The following is a 17,901-nucleotide window of genomic DNA, read 5'->3' as shown; positions in this document are numbered from 1 at the left end:
GGCGTGGAGGGTCTCACGCTCAAGGAGAAGTGGGCGCAAGGCGTGAGCACCCACCTGGGTATGGCCAGCGCCGGCTTCCCCAACCTGCTGTTCCTCTACGGGCCGCAGAGCCCCTCGGGGTTCTGCAACGGCCCAACCTGCGCGGAGCTGCAGGGCGACTGGGTGGTCGACTGCCTGAGGCACATGCGCGACGCGGGCGTCAGCCGGTTCGAGGCGACCACCGCCGCCGAAAAGACCTGGAAGGACCACGTGGAGGCGATCGGCGCCATGACGCTCTTTCCGCTCGCGGATTCCTGGTACATGGGCGCCAACATACCTGGTAAACCACGGGAATTACTTAACTATCCTGGCGGCGTGCCGCTATATTTACAGATGTGCCAGGCCAGCGCCGCAAGCGGCTATGCGGGGTTCGCCCTCAGCTGCGCGGGAACGCTGGCGCCGGCCTAAATCACGGATGACTAAGCCAAGGAGACTTCGATGAGCGACGGTTCGATCGACCTCAAGGCCGAAGCCCGCGCAAAGGCCTACGCCATGCCGCTGGACGACATCAATCTCGCCGACACCGAGCTGTGGCGAACCGATACGGTTTGGCCGTACCTGGAGCGTCTGCGCAAGGAGGATCCGGTTCATCTCCATCCGGCCCATCACCATCCGGACGGCGCGTTCTGGTCGATCACCCGATACGCCGACATCATGGCGGTCGACATCAACCACGAGGTGTTCTCGTCCGAGCCTTCGATCACCATCTTCGACCCCAAGGAAGACTTCACGCTTCCGATGTTCATCGCCATGGATCCGCCTAAGCATGACATCCAGCGCAAGACCGTCAGCCCGATCGTATCGCCGGCAAACCTCCACCTGATGGAGCCGTTGATCCGCAGCCGCATCCAGAACACGCTGGATAGCCTGCCGATCGGCGAGCCGTTCGATTGGGTGGACAAGGTCTCCATTGAATTGACGACCCAGATGCTGGCCACACTGTTCGATTTCCCGTGGGACGACCGGCGCAAGCTGACCCGCTGGTCGGACATCGCCACTTCGGGTCCTGAGTCCGGGCTACTTGTCACGGACGATCCCGAGACCGAACGAAGGATGGAACTGTTCGCCTGCGTCGACTATTTCACGCGGCTCTGGAACGAGCGCGTGAACGCCCCGCCAAAGGGCGATCTGATCTCCATGCTCGCCCACGGCGAAGCCACCCGCAACATGGACCGGATGGAGTACCTCGGGAACCTGCTGCTGCTGATCGTCGGCGGCAATGACACCACACGCAACACCATGACGGGGTCGATCCTGGCGATGAACCAGAACCCCGACCAGCTCCGCAAGCTGCAGGCGAACCCGGACCTGATCCCCTCCATGGTCTCCGAGACGATCCGCTGGCAAACGCCACTCTCCAACATGCGGCGCACCGCCACGCGGGATTTCGAACTGGGCGGAAAGCTCATCAGGAAGGGCGACAAGGTGCTGATCTGGTACGCCTCCGGCAACCGCGATGAAGAGGCGATCGACAATCCTGAGGCCTACATCATCGACCGGGAGCGGCCTCGTAATCACCTGTCGTTCGGCTTCGGCATCCATCGCTGCGTGGGCAATCGCCTGGCCGAGTTGCAGCTTCGGATTCTTTGGGAGGAAATCCTGCCGCGGTTCCCGGAAATCCGGGTCGTCGAGGAGCCCCGCCGTGTGCCGTCTGTGCTGATCCGCGGATACGCCTCGATGCCTGTGATGATTCCGCGCCGTCATTGAGCATGCCCTGGCGGCCGAAGGTGGGGGTCAGAGAATTGAGACGCAGGCCGAGGGAGAACCACTCGAGCCGGCGCATTTCCCAACGGGTCCTCAGCCTCTCCTGAAGGCTCCATCGTTTGGCCGTTTCGCTCGATCTTCAGGGCGTCGCTCATCGAAATATACAACACATATGTATTAGTTCTCGCCATAAACCTGCTAAGGTGGCTGGCGCCGCAACGGGAGTCGATCGTTGGGCCTTCTGCCCGTTCGGCCGGCTGGTGTGGTGGGGCCGGCGCCGTGACTGCGTCGTTAGGGTGGGAGATATCGGTGACCGAGCCACGCAGGGTCGCGTTCATGACAGCCGATGGCCTTGACCTCGTCGCCGACCGCTTTGGGCGGCCCGCGCGCGGTTCCGGACTTCCTCGAACACCTCGCCCTGGAGACGCAGACACATGACCGCTGACCGGCTGCCCAACATCTTCGAACTCACGCCGATGGACGCGAAGTTTCGGGACGATCCACATCAGGTGCTCGACAACCTGAGATCGGAATGCCCGGTCTACCGCGAGGAGACGGCGGGGACCTACTTTCTGACGCGTTACGCCGATGTCCGTGCGACCGTCTCAGACCTTGAAATGTGGCGAGACCCGCTTCGCGCCGAAGAGGCGGCCGTCTTCCAGCGCCGGATGCTGGAGAACGCGGTCCCTGGCGAGACGCGCGGCGAGACCACCAGCATCCTCAGTCTCGACAACCCCGACCATGCCCGCATCCGCCAGCCCTTGGCTCGCGCGCTCTATGCCCGGGTGGCGAAGGGGCGGCCGAACGTGGAGCGCATCGTCGATGTCGCCCTGGACCGCCTGGCTCATGAGCCGACTTTCGACCTGATGCCGGAATTCTGCGTGCCGATCCCGATCGATGTTATCGCCGCGATTCTCGGCGTGGATCATGAACGACTGAGCGAGTTTCGGGACTGGTCAGAGGGGGTCATTCAGGGCCTCAATCCCTTCCGGACGGCCGCTCAGACCGAGCATCTGGAACGGGCCCGACCGGCGCTCACCGACTACTTCACCGAGATGCTCGCCCAGCGTCGGAAGCACCCGCAGGATGACCTGTTCAGCGACATGACCCGGCTTCAGGCCGAAGGTCTGCCGGTCAGCGACGCCGAACTTCGCATAAACCTTTCGGCGCTGCTGGTGGGCGGCAACCTCACGACAACGGATCTGATCGGCAACGCAGTACGCCTGCTGCTGACCCACCCGGAAGAGTTGGCCAAGCTTCGGGCCGATCCCGGGATCATCAATGCGGTCGTTGAGGAGGCGCTTCGGTACGACCCCCCTGTCGACATAACCAGCCGGATCGCCTCGAGGGACATCGAAGTCGGCGGCTGTCCGATCAAAGCCAGCCAATCGATGCTCGTGTCATTGCGCGGGGCCAACCGTGATCCGGAGATGTTCTTGGATCCGCACCGCTTCGACGTGAGCCGAAAGCACCATCCCCACCTCGCCTTCGGCGGCGGCGCCCACATCTGCATCGGCGCGCCGCTGGCCCGCATGGAGGCGCAGGTCGCCATCCTGCGCCTGTTCAATCGGTTCCCGGACCTTCGCCTCAGCGATCCCGAAGAGGCCCCGGCGTGGCGCACGCTGCCGTTCTTCCGCGGCCTGCAGCATCTCAGGGTGAGTGCGCGTTAGGGACCCACGGTCATTGCCGGGCGGCGTTCAACGGTTCGATCCGCGCCGAACGGTCATGGCGATAATCCTACAACGCCCAAATCCGGGACTGTGCGCCTAGAGCGCACCGCCCGAAACGGCGTCGGAGCAGGTTGCCGTAGATTGGTAGAACCCATATCGCAGCCTCGAGCGTCCGACCCCGGGACAAGGCGTCGTTGACCTGGGAGCACCTTCTCCGGACCTGGCGGGTTCGGCCCGCCGAAGGGTAACATCGAAGCTTTTCCCTCGACGGTCGTCCGCTCAAGAGAAGATCTAGATCACGCCCTCGCGCTGGAGCACCTCCACCTCCTCGGCCCCCAGCCCGAGGAGTTCCCCATAGACCTGGACGTTGTCCTGGCCGAGGGCGGCGCTGGGCGTGGCCGGCGCCTGGAGGGTGCCGTGGTAGCGCATGGGGCTGCCGGGGACGGCGATATGGCCCAGACTCGGATGGTCGATCTGCTCGATCATGCCGCGGCCGCGCATGTGGGCGTTGTCCAGCACCTCGGTCAGCTCGCGGACCGGCGCGGAGGGAACGCGGTGAGCGCCCGTCGCCTCGAAGATCTCCCGCCGGGTCAAGCCGCCGGCCCAGGCCTCGACCGCCGCGTCAGTGGCGGCCATGTTCTGCACCCGGTCGCTGTTGCGGGCAAAACGCGGATCGGCCGTGAGTTCAGGCCGGCCCATGGCCGCGCAGAGATTGGCCCAGTGCTCGCCACTGTTGCAGATGATGGCGAACCAGCCGTCCTGACAGGCATAGACGTTGTAGGGCGAGACGGCGAGGCCGCTGTGGCGGTTCCCTGTCCGGCCGAGGGGATTGTCCCGGTTGCTGTGCAGCATGCCCAGGCTTGAGGCCAGGGTCGGGAACATGGCCTCGATCATCGCCACCTCCACCAGCCGACCTAGGCCCGTCCGCTCCCGGTCATATAGCGCGGTGAGGATGGCGCCGTAGAGGTGGGTTCCGGAAAGGAAGTCGGCGATCGCCGGCCCCGCTTTGACGGGCGGCCCGTCGGCGAAACCGGTGACCGCGATGGCGCCGGACGCGGCCTGAATGGTGATGTCCATGGCGAGATTGTCGCGCTCGGGGCCGGACAGGCCGTAGCCGGTGGCCGAGCGTAGATCAGGCGGGGGTTGTCGGCCATCAGCACCGCGGGCCCGACGCCCAGCTTGTCCATCACCCCGGGCGCGAAGTTCTCCAGCAGTACATCGGTCTTGCGCGCCAAACCCCGCATCAGCTCGACCCCGCGGGGGTCCTTCAGATTAAGGGTGATGCCGCGCTTGTTGGAGTTGAGCATCGCCAACGGCAGCGACGCGCCGCCGCCCAGCGCCTCGCGGGCGCGCAACGGCTCGCCGCGCGGCGGCTCCACCTTGATGACATTGGCGCCGGCCTTGGCCAGCAACAGGCCCGCATAGGGGCCCTGATAGACTTGTCCCAGGTCGATGACCGTGACACCCGCCAGGGGAGGAGGACGGCCCGCCATGCCTAGTAGAGCGCCTGGTTGAACAGCTCGCGCGCCATGACGATGCGCTGCACCTCGCTGGGCCCCTCGCCGATGCGGCGGATGCGCATCTCGCGGTACCAGCGCTCCAGCGGGAAATCCTTTGTCACGCCATAGCCGCCATGGATCTGGATCGCCCGGTCGACGACGCGGCTGGCGCCTTCCGAGGCCAGCAGCTTGGCCATGGCCGCCTCGGCGCGGAACGGCTCGCTCCGCTGCGCCTTGCAGGCGGCCGCCAGCGTCGCCCAGCGCGCGGTGCGGATGTCGATGTCGTTGTCCACCACCATCCACTGGATCGCCTGGCGTGTGGAGAGGGTCGCGCCAAAGGTCTCGCGTTGCTTGGCGTATTCGATGCTCATCTCCTGGGCGCGGATGGCCACGCCGATGCAACCGGCCGCATAGGGGATTCGCTGGCGCGTCAGCCGGTCGTTGGCGATGGCGAAGCCGCGGTTCACCTCGCCCAGCACATTGGCATGCGGCACACGCGCGCCCTCGAACTGCAGCTCGGTGCCGTAGTGGCCGGATCTGAGCGTATGGACCACCCGGCGAACGTGGAATCCCGGAGTGTCGGCGTCGATGATGAAACAGGTGACGCCGCCACGGCCCTTGTCGGCGTCGGTGCGGGCGAAGACGATGCCAAAATCAGCTACGTCGGCGCCGGAGATGAAGATCTTCGACCCCGTGATCACCCAGTCGTCGCCGTCGCGGACCGCCTTGGTTCGGATCGCCCGCGCCGGGTCCGAGCCGCCAGACGGCTCGGTGAGGCCGAAGAACCCGCGCTTCTCGCCGCGCAGCACCGGATAGAGATAGCGGTCCTTCTGGTCGTCATTGGCCTCGTAGAGCTGGGCGAGGCCCGCGCCGCCGAACGCCCCGAAGCAGGGCGAATAGAGCCCGGCGCGATGCTGCGAGGTCTCCATGGCGATCAGGGTCTGGGTGACGATGTCGATGTCCGGACCGCCGAACTCGGGCGGGATGCCCAGGCCGTAGAGCCCCATCGCCCGGGTCATGGACACGAGACGGGCCTGGTCCTCCGGCTCGAGGCGCGAGGCGTCGGGATCGAGCTTGGCCTCCAGGGGCACGATCTCCTCGCGCACGAAGCGTCGCACCTGCTCGACGATCAGGGACTGCTCGTGGGTCATGTCGAAGTCCATGGCGGTCTCCTTCAACCCGGGCTCAGCCGGCCGAGCCGACGGCGCCCGTCGGCGGCGTTGCCGGGCGGAAGGCGCCCGTGATCGGCGACATGGACCATCAGCAGCTCCTCATAGCGGCTGAGATACTGCGCGGTGACTTCGGTGCGGAACCGCGCGGCTTCCCCCCTCGCCAGCGCGGCCGCCAGTTCACTCCGCAGACCGAACAAGGTGCGCCCGCCCGCGTAGCCGATCCGCAACATGCGGCCCTCTGTGTCGCCCAGATGGTAGACACCCAGTTCGCCGGCCAGCCGTCCGACGGCCTCGGCAGTGAGATCCTGCCAGGGCTTGTCCAGCCGCACCCCGGCCATCTAGCGACCCTCGAAGCGCGGCGGGCGCCGTTCGAGCATGGCGGCTATGCCTTCGCGCGCATCGGCGCTGGCCGACGCCGCGGCCACCAGGGCGTCGATGTCGGTGTGGCTGATGGCGTCGCGGTAGGTCATGGCCCGCACCATCAGCGCCTTCATCGCCCGCAGCGAAAGTGGCGCGTTGCCGGCCAGGCGATCGATCGCGGCGCGCGCAGCGCTTTCAAGCCCCGCCGGCGCCACCGCGCGGTGGATCAAGCCCATCTCCGCCATCCGTCGCGCAGGAATCGGATCGCCCAGGAGCAGCATCTCGCGCGCGCCGACGGGACCGGCGACCTCTAGCAGCTTCTTCGCCAGGAACCAGGATGGCGCGAGCCCGATCTTGGCGAGCGACATGCCGAACCGCGCGGTCTCGCTGGCCACCACGAAGTCACAGTGCAGCGCCAGTTCGTTGCCGCCGGCGATAGCGTCGCCCTGCACCACCGCCACAACCGGCAAGGGATAGAGCTCGATGGCATGCAGCATGGTCTCGATGGCCGACGAGCCGATCGTCCCGCCGCCGCGCTCGCGTAAATCCAGACCCGAGCAAAAGACCGGCCCCTCGGCGCGGACCACCGTCACCCGCTCGGCCGGGTCCGGCGTGCCGGAAAACGCCTCGGTCAGGGCCGCCAACATCTCGGCGTCCAGGGCATTGCGCTTCTCGCTCCGCGCCAGCGTCACTTCACGAACCCCGCCCTGGCCGGCCACCTTGATCTTCGCCATCACGTCCTGCCGATCACCAGAGGCCACACGGGCTGCCATTTCACGAATTCGCACATAGCTGCTTCGCAATAACATATATCTGCTACAAGGTGGCCGGACTGGGTAGTCCCATTCGTGACGCGCTTTTGTAGCGACGGGGGGTGGAAGATGATCAAGAAGCCCATATCGGCGGACTCGCACATCACCGAGCCTCCGCACTGCTACGTGGACTACATCGACCCGAAGTTCCGCGACCGCGCGCCGCGGATGGAGCGGGTGGACAAGATCGGCGATGTCTTCGTCATCGAAGGATTGGCCTCGCCGATTCCGATGGGCCTGGTTGCCGCCGCGGGCAAGGACCCGTCGCAGATCACGACGCATGGCGTGGCCTTCGAAGATCTGTGGAGAAGCGGCTGGGACGCCAAGTTCCGCGTGGCGGATCAGGAACGGGACGGTGTCGCCGCCGAGTTTATCTATCCCACCGTCGGGATGATGCTCTGCAATCATCCCGACTTCGATTTCAAGAAGGCCTGCTTCGAGGCCTACAATCGATGGCTGCAGGAGTACTGCGGTGAGGCTCCCGACCGGCTCTACGGTCTGGCGCAGGTTTCCATGCGCACGCCGGAGGACGGCGTCGCGGAAATCCTTCGCGCAAAGGAGATGGGCTTCAGAGGCGTGATGATGCCCGGCAACCCCGCCGTCGAGGACTACGACTCCGGTGTCTACGACAAGGTCTGGGCCGCCGCTGTCGAATGCGACATGCCGTTGTCGTTCCATATCCTGACCGGCAAGTCGGACAGCATCGGCGGCCAGACGCGCGGCCCGCGGATCAACAGTTTCCTGTCCATCATCCGCGGCTGCCAGGACGTGATGGGGACGTTCATATTCGGCGGGGTCTTTGACCGCTTCCCCGGTCTCAGGGTCGTGTGCGTCGAGGCGGATGCCGGCTGGGTTCCGCACTACATGTATCGCATGGACCACGCCTACAAACGCCATCGCTATTGGATGAAGGCCCCACCGCTCGCACGCCTGCCGAGCGAGTATTTCAGGGAAAACATCTACGTAACCTTCCAGGACGACTGGGTGGCCTTCAGGATGAAGGACATGTGCAATGTCCGTCGATTGATGTGGGCGAACGACTTCCCACACTCGGATTCGACCTGGCCCTTGTCGCAGAGCATGCTCGAAGAGCACACCAAGGACCTGAGCGAGCAGGAGCGGAACTGGATCTGCCACGACAACGTGGCGGAACTGTACGGGATCGCCGTCTGATGATGGCTTGGCCGGCTTCCGAACGTCGGATCGAATAGTCGCAACTGGTTTTGGCCTGAACCCCATGCAGCGAGGTCAGTCGCAGCTATTTCGCAATCCGACATTAATTCATCGTACTAGGTATCATATTTTCGCATAACATACATTAGGCGAGTCCATTCGGCCTCACGCCGAGGCGTCTGGCGCAGCTGCACGCTGAGCGACGTCGAGCGGTTCTTGTCCCCCGGCTACCCTCGGCGGCCGGAGTGCGTTAGAGTCTGGTCATGGGCAAGCTGCAGCCAATCTTTGAGGATGACTCGGCCGCTGATCAGGCGGCCGACGCCGAAGGAATTGCCGAGCTGGACGCGGGGAAGGTCATCGACCACGCGTCTATGAAGGCCTGGCTCGAAACCTGGGGTAAGCGCCCGGGTCCCGGCGAACCCGCTGAATAGCTATCCAAACGGTCTCCCGCCCGCCAGGTCGTGACGGAAAGATGTGGGCATGACAAAGCCCCCTGTCCTGCACATCGAATGGTCCCCCCGCTCGCGCCGAGACTTGGAAGCGATCCGGGCTTACGTGAGCCAGCACGCGCCAATGGCCGCCGTTCGGCTCGCATCGACGCTCGTCGCAACGGCGGAAAGCCTGGCAACCGAGCCGCGGCGCGGGCGGTCAGCTGGCGGCCAAGTCCGAGAGCTAGTTATCGTCCGCCCCTATTTGATCCGCTACCGCGTCACGGCTGACGCGGTACAAATCATCCGGATCAAGCACGGGGCCCAGCTCTAGGTTCGCGTGAACATGGCGCCGGAAGTATCCTCACGAACGTCTCGCTATTTGGGCCTCGCTGCGGCCTACGAGCGTGCAGCAACACTTCTCTTCGAAAACGGCGGCGCGGCGCAAAGCCCAGCCCCCTACTTCCACATCGTCGCGCACGCTTTCGAACTCTGTCTCAAAGGGGTCATCGCCCGGGGTCACTGCGACGACGAACACCTGATGGCCCTCGGGCACGACCTGTCATTCTGCCTTCGACTTGCACTCGACAAGGGGCTTTCGCTGGGAGACTCCGCGCCAACTGTCGAAGGCGTCGTAAACGCGCTCTCACACGGTCATCACGGACAGAGCTACCGCTACCCGACCTTGTTTCGCTTGGCCCCGCCAAGCGCTGAGTCGGCGCTCTTAGCTTTGCAGGTTACCCTGCGGGCCGCCGCCGAACTGTCCGAGGCCAGGCCGAAATGACCATCGGTGTTGCCCACGATCCCGTCACTCGCGAAGTCGTGCTCGTAGACCGAAGCTGCGAGGCCATCTACGCGTTCTCCCCACCCTCAGCTCGCGTCCTCGCCTCCGAACTCAGAAGTGCAGCCGCCGGCGGCTGCGCAGTTCTCATCAAGGCCGTAGACGACGCGGGCCTTTGTTTCCAACTCGGAGGCCAAGCCGAGACCGCTCTCCGAATGGCGGCCGACATCGACAGCAATGCAGCGATAATCGAACGACTCTAGGGTCCTTCCCTACGGCTTCAGTCGGCCGCATAGATCAAGGCTGCGTCGTCAGGAAGGTCGACCGCCAAGCGATCCCAGCTCGTCGACAGATGATGCCCAATGCCGACTGGCACCGCGCGCTATTGGTCGATGCGGCGGGCCGCGGGCGGTAGTCAGGCGGCCTCCATCGACAACTCGCCGAGCCGGCAGGTCGAGACACGCGTCGGCGTCAGGACATCGCGCGCCAGCTCGGCCAGATGCTCGTGGTGAGTGAAGAACAACACCTGGGTCTGCTCGGCGAGCTTCGATAGCACCCGGAAGCCGGCCGCGGACCGCTCGTCGTCGTAGGTCGTGAAGAGGTCGTCGGCGAGGAAGGGAAGCCTGACGCCACCGGCGACGCTCTCCTCCACGGCGGCGATGCGAAGCGACAGGAAGAGTTGGTCGATCGTTCCTTCGCTCATGACCTCGACGGGCACTACCGTAGCGCCGTCGGACAGGATGCCGATCAGCCTCGGGCGGCCATCCTCGGCACTCACGCCGAGCGACTGGTATCGACCGAGGGTCAGCTCCGAGAAGATCGCCGAGGCGCGCTTTAGCAGGGGTGCCTGCTTCTCCGCCCGGTAGCGCTCGACGGTCCAGCGCAGCAGCGCCGCCTCAGCGCGCTTGCGCACATAGGCCTCCGCCTGCGCTCCCATCTCGGCCCGGGCCTGGGCCTGGTCGGCCGCTGCGATGGCGGCGTCGGGGCGATCGTCGGCCTGGCGGAACCGCACTAGGGCCTCTGTGCGCAAGCTGGCCAAGGTCGTGGCCTCGTCCGACACGGCCCGCAGCTGGGCCTGCAGGCCCTCGCTCTTCGCGGCCAACTCCGCGGCGTCGCCGCCGGCGGCCTCGGCCAGCAGCGCGTCGAGGCCCAGGCCATCCCCGGCGTCGAGGATCGCGCGCGTCTGATCGTTGGCCTGCGCTTTCAGCGCCTTCGCGGTCTCGGACCTGCGGATCGCTTCCGCCAGCTGTTCCTGGTCGATGGTCCCGGCCGCCGCCAGCAGCGGTGACAGCGCGGCGCGGGCCAGGTCGCCCTGCGCCTGCGCATCCGCCTCCCGGGCCTCGGCGTCCCTCAGCTGCTTCCGCAGGCCCTCGGCGCGTTCCGTCAGGGTGGCGATGGTGGCTAGCCGCTGCTCGATCGCGCCCAGGAGCGCCGACGGATCGGCGCCCGCAGCGGTGATCTCGAAGTCGCTGGCGAGGCCTCGCACACGCGCCGCAAAGGCCTCAACGTCCAGGGCGATATCGTGCACTCGCCCCTCGAACCCCAGGATCGCCTCGGTCGCGGTGCGGATGTCGTCCATGAGGTCGAGCCGTCCACGCAGGACGGCCAGCGAGCCCTCGAGTCCGACGGCCGCCACGGCCTTGGCCCAGCGCTCGTTCCACCCGCCCAGACGACGGTTCGCATCGGCCGCCTTCGCCTCGGCGCGCTGACGCGCGTCGTCAGCGGCGCCATGCAGCAGCTCCAGCCTGCGGCGTTGCTCCGTCCGTTCCCGCGCCTCGACCTCGAGGCTCTCGCCGGCTTGCATGAGGGCGGCGAGGGTCACGCCCGGCGCCGTATCGATGGCCCCCGGCGGGAGGGCCTTGGCGAGCTGTCCGCGGGCCTCCTCGAGTCTCCGCGCGGCGCGCTCGGCTTCCAGGGCTTCGGTGCGTTCCGTCTCCGCCAGCTCCAGGACCCGCAGCCGGCTCGTCCGCCAGCCCTTCAGGCCCTCGGGAGAGATGGCCCCCCCGATGTTGCGCGTGGCGGCCGCCCAGCCCACCCGGGCAGCGGCCAATGCCGCCTGGGCCGTGTCGCGGCGCGCGCTTGCCAGTTCGATCTCGAGGTCGAGCTGCTCCAGCTCGTGGTCGAGAGAGACGAGGCGCGCCCAGGTCTCCGCGGCGTCGAAGCGCCGGTCCGCCAGGCCGTCGGCTTCGCGAAGTTCTTGGGAAAACCGGTGCCGAGCCTCGGTGACGTCGCCCTCGCTCTGCCCGGCCAGATGGGCCGCGAGCTGGCGCCACGTGGCGTCCCGGACGTCCCGGACGTCCCGGAGCATCTCGGGGGATATTCCCTGTTGGTCGCGAACCAACTGCTCGCGCCGCAAGGCGATCTGGCGGCGGCGATCGCCAAGGTCGACCATGCCAGCCTCGGCCTTGTCGAGATCCTCCTCGGCGACGCCAAGGCCCTGCCCCAGGGCATAGGCCTCGGTCTCTGAAACCAGCGGCAGGTCCGCCAACTCCAGCTCGGAACCCCGCCAGGGCGCCAGCGTCGCGAGCCCGGCGTCGAGCGCGCGCCGGGCCTTCTCGTGGCGCTGCTGCGCGCTGCGAACCGCTCCCTCCAGGTCGCCCTGGGCCCGGACGCCATGGACCACCGCGGCCAAGCCCGCCCCGCCCGCGGCCGCCGGCAAGGCCGCGAGCTTCCGAGCCATGTCCACACCCGCCTCTGACTGGACGCGCACCTCTTCCGCCGTCACCTCAAGCTGGGTTTCGAGCCCCCGATGCTCTTCGAGCAGGTCTCGAAGTTCGCCGAGTTGCGGGCGTCCCGGAAGCCGGACCTGAACCTCTCGGGCCGCGGCGGCGTCCCAGCCGACCTGACGCAGGAGCTGGACCAGCTGCTCGGTCGCGCTTGCGGCCCGGGCCTTAAGTGAGGGCGTGTCGCGGATGGCCTTATCGACGGCCCCCTGCTCGGCGCGCAGCGCAATCACTTGATCGCGTCGCCCCAGAAGCGTGGCATCGAACGTCAGGTCCGCGAGCTGTGCGGTTGTCTCCGCGACCTGCTCGCGGGCCAGCCGCAGGGACGTTTCGCTCTCCGCGATCTGGCGCGCGGCCGTCTCGAGCCGCTCGCCCGCGTCGACCGGCAGGTCGGGCACGGCTCCGATTTCGGTGAGCTCAGCCAGGGCGTGGGCGCGCTGCGCGATCGGGGCCAGGACGCGCCGGCGTCGCTCCGTCGTCTGCAGTTCGACCTGGATCGCCTCGCGTTGCACCCGCAACGCCTCCGCCTCCCGGTCGTGGCCATCGAGCGCCTTCTTGAGGTCCGCCCAGTGCGTCGACTTCACCTGGCTGTCGCGCACACGGGCGCGGGCCTCGTCATGCGCCTTCTGCGCCACGTAGTAAGTGCGTGTGCCGCTCGAGCGTTCGCTCCAGATCTGCCGCGCTTCTTCCTCCAACGCCTCCGCCAAGCGGGTCACGCTGAGCAGCCCCGAGCCCGCGGCGAAGATCGCTTGGCCGACGTCGTCCTTCGCGTCGAGGATCGCTTGGCCGCCTTCGCGAAGGCGCTCGTGGTCGAGGCTGAAGGCGCGGTGGAAGCTGTCGCGCGACTGGCCCGCGAGCAGGGTTGCAAGCGGGCCCTCGTCGAGCGGCTGGTCGGCCTCGTCCAACAATGTGCCGGTCCGTCCCCGCTTGCGCCTGTAGGTCGACGCTGCCCCGCCGCCCTCGATGACACCGCCGACGCGCAGGAGGGTCTTGTCGAACTGGAAGTCGTAGGCTGCGGCGTGCGGGAAGCCGAACAGGAGGTCAGCGATCGCCGACATGGTAGTCGACTTCCCGGCCTCGTTGGGGCCGTAAACCACATGCAGGTCGGACGCGGCCTGCGGGAAGACGAGTCGGCAGCCGTCGAACTGGCCGTAGCGGATCAGGTGCAGCTCGGAGAAGCGCATCAGCCGGCACCCTCCCCCAAGCGCGCCCGCAGGCCCGCGGCGGCGTCCTGCAGGATGGCGTCGAACTGCTCGGCGCGCGCCGAGGCCAGGAGTTCGCTGTCCTCTGCCAGTTCCGGTGGAATCCGCCCGAAGAGCTGGCCGAAGTCGTCGGCCAGGACAGCCCGCAACTGGGTATCCGCTACGCCCTGTTCGAAAAGGCCGGCGATCTCGTCGACGTCCGGCGAATCGGCTGTGGCCGCGGCGACCACTTCCGTGGCGAGGACGACCTTCTCGACCCACAGTTCGTCGGAGATCCCAGTCGCGAGCGCCCTGACGTCCTCGCGCAAGACTCCGAGGCGCTGAAGAAGCTTGCCGTGGAGCGCCGTCCGCCCCCGCAGCGTAACCCGCACGACCATGGGCCGCCCTTCCGCCTCGTCGCGAAACGCCGCGGCCAAGGCGTCCCTCGCACGCGCCTCCATGTCATGGAGGGCAGCGCAGTCGGCGACGTCCACGGCCACTTGGGCCCACCGGACCGCGTCGCATGCGACAAACGCCACGCTAGTCACGGCCGCGTTCTGGACGCTCACCAGCGAGGCGCCCTTCGAGCCGCACTCGCGGATGTTCCGGCCCTGCAGGTTGCCCGGGAAGACGATGTAGGGGTCGGTCGAAACCACTTCGTGGGTGTGAACGTGGCCGAGCGCCCAGTAGTCGTAGCCCTTCGAAGCCAGCTGGCCGGGCGAGCACGGCGCGTAGGCCGCGTGCGGCGGACGCCCGCCTTCGAGAGCCGTGTGGAGCACGCCAATGTTCAGCCGGCCCTCTACGGCCCCCGGATAGGCGGCGGAAAGGTCGCCGCCCGGGTCACGCGTCTTGTAGCTCTGTCCGTGCAGGGCGACCCCCGTCCCCTCGTCGATGAAGGTCTCCGGTCCCTTGGTCCCGAAGACGTGGACGTTGTCAGGCAGCGGCAGCCGCTTGGTCTGCAGCGAGTCCGCGTCGTGGTTGCCGTAGGCGATATAGACCGGGATCCCGGCGTCTTTCAGGCGGCGCATCGCCCCGCAGAAGTAGAGGCCGGTGCTGAAGTCATCCCACGCGCCGTCGAAAAGGTCGCCTGCGATCACCACGAAGGCGACGGCTTCCTCCAGGGCGACGTCGACAAGGTTCGTCAGGGCCGCGCGGGTCGCAAGGCGCACCTGCTCAACTGGCACGCCTTCGTATCGGGAGAGGCCGCGCAGCGGGCTGTCCAGATGGATGTCGGCCGTGTGCAGGAACTTGAACGCCGCCATGCCTCCGAATCGCGCTTACGAGTCTCTGCGCGGAGTTCGCGCATCCAAGAATACGAGAAGGAGCCTACAGCAAGCGCGACGTTGGAGACACGTAGGGCCGGACCGGGACCGCGCGGTCAGCGCCAAGGAAACGGCTCCGCTTCGGATGCCTGCACGCCGAACCCCGGCGTGGACCCGGGCCCTTAGCCTAGCGCCGCGGAAGACACCTTGAGTCCGCCTCAACGGGCGCAACTCAGCTATATTTCGAATCGTGGCCTCAGCATTCGAGGGACTGGGCCTCGAGGGCGCTCATGAAGATCGACAAGGTCAAGATCACCAACTTCAAGTGCTACGAGGAGACCTTCTCTCTCTCATTGAACGACGGCCTCAACGTCATCGTCGGCGGCAACGAATCCGGAAAGACGACGATTCTCGAAGCAGTCCATCTGGCGTTGACGGGGCTACTGCACGGTCGGCCACTAAAAAACGATCTGACGAACTATCTCTTCAACCTGGGCGCCCAAACGAAATACATCGAGAGTCTCGGCACCGCCTCCCCTCTCCCACCGCCAGCGATCACCATCGAGCTGTTCCTGTCCGGGACCTCCAGCGAAATGGCTGAGCTGGAGGGCAACGGTAACTCGGAAAAGGTCAAAGCCAGCGGCGTCATCTTCAAGATCGAGTTCGACGAAGATAACTACAAGGAGCCCTACGAGGAGCTACTGAAGGCCGGCGCACTCAACTCCATCCCGATCGAATACTACCACACGCCAATGTGGTCTTTCGGTCGCAAGCGCATTACCGCTCGCAACATACCGATCAAGTCCGCCCTAATCGACTCTTCCAACAGCCGTCTGCAGAACGGGTCGGACGTCTATGTCTCCCGGATCATCCGCGACGTGCTTGAGGAGGCCGAACGGGCCTCGATTTCGCAGGCGCACCGCAAGCTAAAGGACGCTTTCGGGGCCGACCCAAACCTCAAGCTGATCAACGAACGGATCACCAAGGCGGCGAAGATCAGCCAGAAGGCCGTCAGCATCTCAGTCGATCTGTCGTCCCAAACCGCCTGGGAAAGCAGCTTGATGACCTACATCGACCTGATCCCCTTCCAATACATCGGCAAGGGCGAGCAGTGCGTCATCAAAACGAAGCTGGCGCTGAGTGCTAGGAAGAACGCCGAGGCGACGGCGATCCTTCTTGAGGAGCCGGAAAATCACCTGTCGCACGCCCGGCTGAATGAGCTGATCGCCGACCTGACCGACCAGCACGGGCAAAAGCAGATCATCATCTCCACGCATAGCAGCTTCGTGGCCAACAAGCTGGGGCTCGACCACCTGATCGTGCTGCGCGACGGCGAGGTTGCGCGCATCTCCGAATTGCAGGCCAACGACTTCTTCAAGAAGCTGGCGGGCTACGACACCTTGCGCCTGGCGCTCGCGACCAGGGCGATCCTGGTGGAGGGAGACTCCGACGAGCTCGTCGTCCAGCGCGCCTATATGGACGCGAACGGCGGCCGCTTACCCATCCAGGACGGCATCGACGTCATCTCCGTCGGCACCGCGTTTCTACGCTTTCTCGAGCTGGCGACGGTGCTGAAGATCCCTGTCGCCGTGGTGACGGACAACGACGGGGACACCGCCGCTGTCGAGCGGAAGTACGCCGCCTACAAGGACTCGGAGCTGGTCAGGATCTGTTTCGATCCGGTCGTGGACACGGGTGGCCTTACGATCAGCGGCAAGGCCTTCAACTACAACACGCTGGAGCCGAAGCTCCTTAAGGCGAACGGCCTGACAACCCTCAAGGCCATACTCGGGGTGGAGGCGGCGACGGAGGATCAGCTCCGCATCCACATGCGGGCCAACAAAACCGACAGCGCCCTGGCCATCTTCAACTCGGCGACAGTCATCGCCTACCCCGACTATATCCAGAAGGCGATCGCGCCTTGATCGGCGCGAACAAGATCGTCGTCGCGGCCGCCGGCTCGGGCAAGACCACCTACCTCGTCGAGGAGGCGTTGAAGACCAGGGGCGAGCGGGTCCTGATCACGACTTACACGGAATCGAACGAGGCCGAGATCCGTCAGAAGTTTTTTGAACTGGTCGGACACATCCCGGCCAACGTCGTGATCATGACGTGGTTCAGCTTTCTGATCACCCATGGCGTGAAGCCATTCCAGGGCAGCCTGTTCGACTTTTCAATCACCGGCATGGTGCTGGTTTCGACCCAGTCGGGGCTGAGGTACCGGACCCGACTGGGTCAGCCGGTTTTCTGGCCGGAGGAGGAGATCGACAAGCACTATTTCGACCCATCCCGGCGCGCCTTTTCCGACAAGCTGCCCAAACTTGCGATCCGCTGCACCGAACGGAGCGGCGGCGCCGTGATGGACCGAATCAGCCGCGTGTTTCCGAACATCTTCGTCGACGAGGTCCAGGATCTCGCCGGCTACGACCTTGATATCCTGACAGCGCTCGCCTGCAGTTCGGCCCGTCTACTAATGGTGGGCGACCCTCGGCAGGTTACCTACCTGACGCACCATGAACGCCGCCATCAGAAGTACGCCGATGGCGGAATCGTCGACTTCCTGCGCAGCGAGCTTCGGAAGAAGGCCCCGATCGACATTGACGAGACGACACTGAACCGCTCGCACCGCAACAGCGCCGTCATCTGCGCGGTCTCGTCGCGCCTGTATCCGGCCCTTCCGGCCAGCCAGGCCTGCGATTGCGACCGCTGCCGGGCGGCGCCGCCGCCGAGCGCGGGACTCTTCATTCTCCAAAAGGGAGACTACGACCACTATCTGTCCGCCGTGCGGCCTATTCAGCTGCGGGACAAGATCACCAGCATCGGCGTCGATCACCGCTCCCTGGTGATGAATTTCGGAGAGTCGAAGGGACGCGGCTTCGACCATGTAGTCATTCTCCCAACCGAGCCGATGCGGGACTGGCTGACCAATCCCGCATCGGACCTGAAGCCTCAGAGCCGCGCGAAGTTCTACGTCGCGATAACGCGCGCACGCCACAGCGTGGCCATCGCGATGGATTGGGGTGCGGCACCTCCGCCGACGGGGTTTGCACTCTACGAGCGCACGGCACCGGCATGAGGCTTGGCACCCTCCCCGATC

13 protein-coding genes and 2 pseudogenes are annotated in these 17,901 nt (G+C 66.0%); 9 read left to right on the top strand and 6 right to left on the bottom strand.

The genetic code is table 11. The features are described from left to right. The 3 genes and pseudogenes from QZV94_RS05390 to QZV94_RS05380 all read left to right on the top strand — a co-directional run. A pseudogene (locus tag QZV94_RS05390) lies at positions 1–447 on the top strand (cyclopentanone 1,2-monooxygenase); the annotation flags it as partial. A 30-nt stretch (positions 448–477) separates the two neighbouring features. Then, positions 478–1,746: a cytochrome P450 gene (locus tag QZV94_RS05385; RefSeq protein WP_293676781.1), complete on the top strand. Its 1,269-nt coding sequence runs from the start codon at positions 478–480 to the stop codon at positions 1,744–1,746. A gap of 431 nt (positions 1,747–2,177) precedes the next feature. Beyond that, positions 2,178–3,413, top strand: a complete 1,236-nt coding sequence (locus tag QZV94_RS05380) for a cytochrome P450 (protein ID WP_293676780.1) — start codon at positions 2,178–2,180, stop codon at positions 3,411–3,413. Between the two features lie 291 nt (positions 3,414–3,704). Here QZV94_RS05380 and QZV94_RS05375 read toward each other — a convergent pair. The 4 genes and pseudogenes from QZV94_RS05375 to QZV94_RS05360 all read right to left on the bottom strand — a co-directional run bounded on the left by QZV94_RS05375 (position 3,705) and on the right by QZV94_RS05360 (position 7,178). After that, a pseudogene (locus QZV94_RS05375) lies at positions 3,705–4,906 on the bottom strand (CaiB/BaiF CoA transferase family protein). A gap of 2 nt (positions 4,907–4,908) precedes the next feature. Further along, positions 4,909–6,075, bottom strand: a complete 1,167-nt coding sequence (locus QZV94_RS05370) for an acyl-CoA dehydrogenase family protein (RefSeq protein ID WP_293676779.1) — start codon at positions 6,073–6,075, stop codon at positions 4,909–4,911. Between the two features lie 11 nt (positions 6,076–6,086). Then, positions 6,087–6,413: a hypothetical protein gene (locus QZV94_RS05365; protein ID WP_293676778.1), complete on the bottom strand. Its 327-nt coding sequence runs from the start codon at positions 6,411–6,413 to the stop codon at positions 6,087–6,089. 9 nt (positions 6,414–6,422) lie between these two features. After that, entirely contained in the window at positions 6,423–7,178 is a 756-nt protein-coding gene (locus tag QZV94_RS05360; protein WP_293676777.1) for an enoyl-CoA hydratase/isomerase family protein, read from the bottom strand. A gap of 147 nt (positions 7,179–7,325) precedes the next feature. On the opposite strand from QZV94_RS05360, the gene QZV94_RS05355 reads away from it, so the two are divergent. The 4 genes from QZV94_RS05355 (at position 7,326) to QZV94_RS05340 (ending at position 9,641) form a co-directional block, all read left to right on the top strand. After that, the gene (locus tag QZV94_RS05355) at positions 7,326–8,429 is read left to right on the top strand and encodes an amidohydrolase family protein (RefSeq protein ID WP_293676776.1); all 1,104 of its coding nucleotides are present in this window, start codon (positions 7,326–7,328) and stop codon (positions 8,427–8,429) included. A 263-nt stretch (positions 8,430–8,692) separates the two neighbouring features. Then, the gene (locus tag QZV94_RS05350) at positions 8,693–8,860 is read left to right on the top strand and encodes a hypothetical protein (RefSeq protein WP_293676775.1); all 168 of its coding nucleotides are present in this window, start codon (positions 8,693–8,695) and stop codon (positions 8,858–8,860) included. A gap of 49 nt (positions 8,861–8,909) precedes the next feature. Continuing rightward, positions 8,910–9,191 carry a type II toxin-antitoxin system RelE/ParE family toxin gene (locus QZV94_RS05345; protein ID WP_293676774.1) on the top strand — a complete coding sequence of 94 codons (282 nt, stop codon included), beginning with the start codon at positions 8,910–8,912 and terminating at the stop codon, positions 9,189–9,191. Positions 9,192–9,197: 6 nt separating this feature from the next. After that, entirely contained in the window at positions 9,198–9,641 is a 444-nt protein-coding gene (locus QZV94_RS05340) for a hypothetical protein (protein WP_293676773.1), read from the top strand. Positions 9,642–10,053: 412 nt separating this feature from the next. Here QZV94_RS05340 and QZV94_RS05335 read toward each other — a convergent pair whose 3' ends face one another. Next, complete coding sequence (locus QZV94_RS05335) at positions 10,054–13,545, bottom strand: YhaN family protein (protein WP_293676772.1); 3,492 nt, start codon at positions 13,543–13,545, stop codon at positions 10,054–10,056. Next, positions 13,545–14,804, bottom strand: coding sequence for a DNA repair exonuclease (locus QZV94_RS05330; protein ID WP_293676771.1), 1,260 nt, complete (start codon positions 14,802–14,804; stop codon positions 13,545–13,547). The genes QZV94_RS05335 and QZV94_RS05330 overlap by 1 nt, the downstream gene beginning before the upstream one ends. Positions 14,805–15,094: 290 nt before the next feature. Here QZV94_RS05330 and QZV94_RS05325 point away from each other — a divergent pair, with 290 nt between their 5' ends. Together QZV94_RS05325 and QZV94_RS05320 are read left to right on the top strand one after the other, a co-directional pair. Continuing rightward, positions 15,095–16,729 carry an AAA family ATPase gene (locus QZV94_RS05325; RefSeq protein WP_293676770.1) on the top strand — a complete coding sequence of 545 codons (1,635 nt, stop codon included), beginning with the start codon at positions 15,095–15,097 and terminating at the stop codon, positions 16,727–16,729. Then, positions 16,726–17,880, top strand: coding sequence for a UvrD-helicase domain-containing protein (locus tag QZV94_RS05320; protein WP_293676769.1), 1,155 nt, complete (start codon positions 16,726–16,728; stop codon positions 17,878–17,880). Before QZV94_RS05325 ends, QZV94_RS05320 begins: the two co-directional genes overlap by 4 nt. Positions 17,881–17,901: the final 21 nt, after the last annotated feature.

Source organism: uncultured Phenylobacterium sp., assembly GCF_902826855.1.
In the GTDB taxonomy this organism is placed as follows: domain Bacteria; phylum Pseudomonadota; class Alphaproteobacteria; order Caulobacterales; family Caulobacteraceae; genus Phenylobacterium.
The sequence above is the reverse complement of the archived record's forward strand: the minus strand, read 5'-3'. Positions and strand labels throughout refer to the sequence as shown.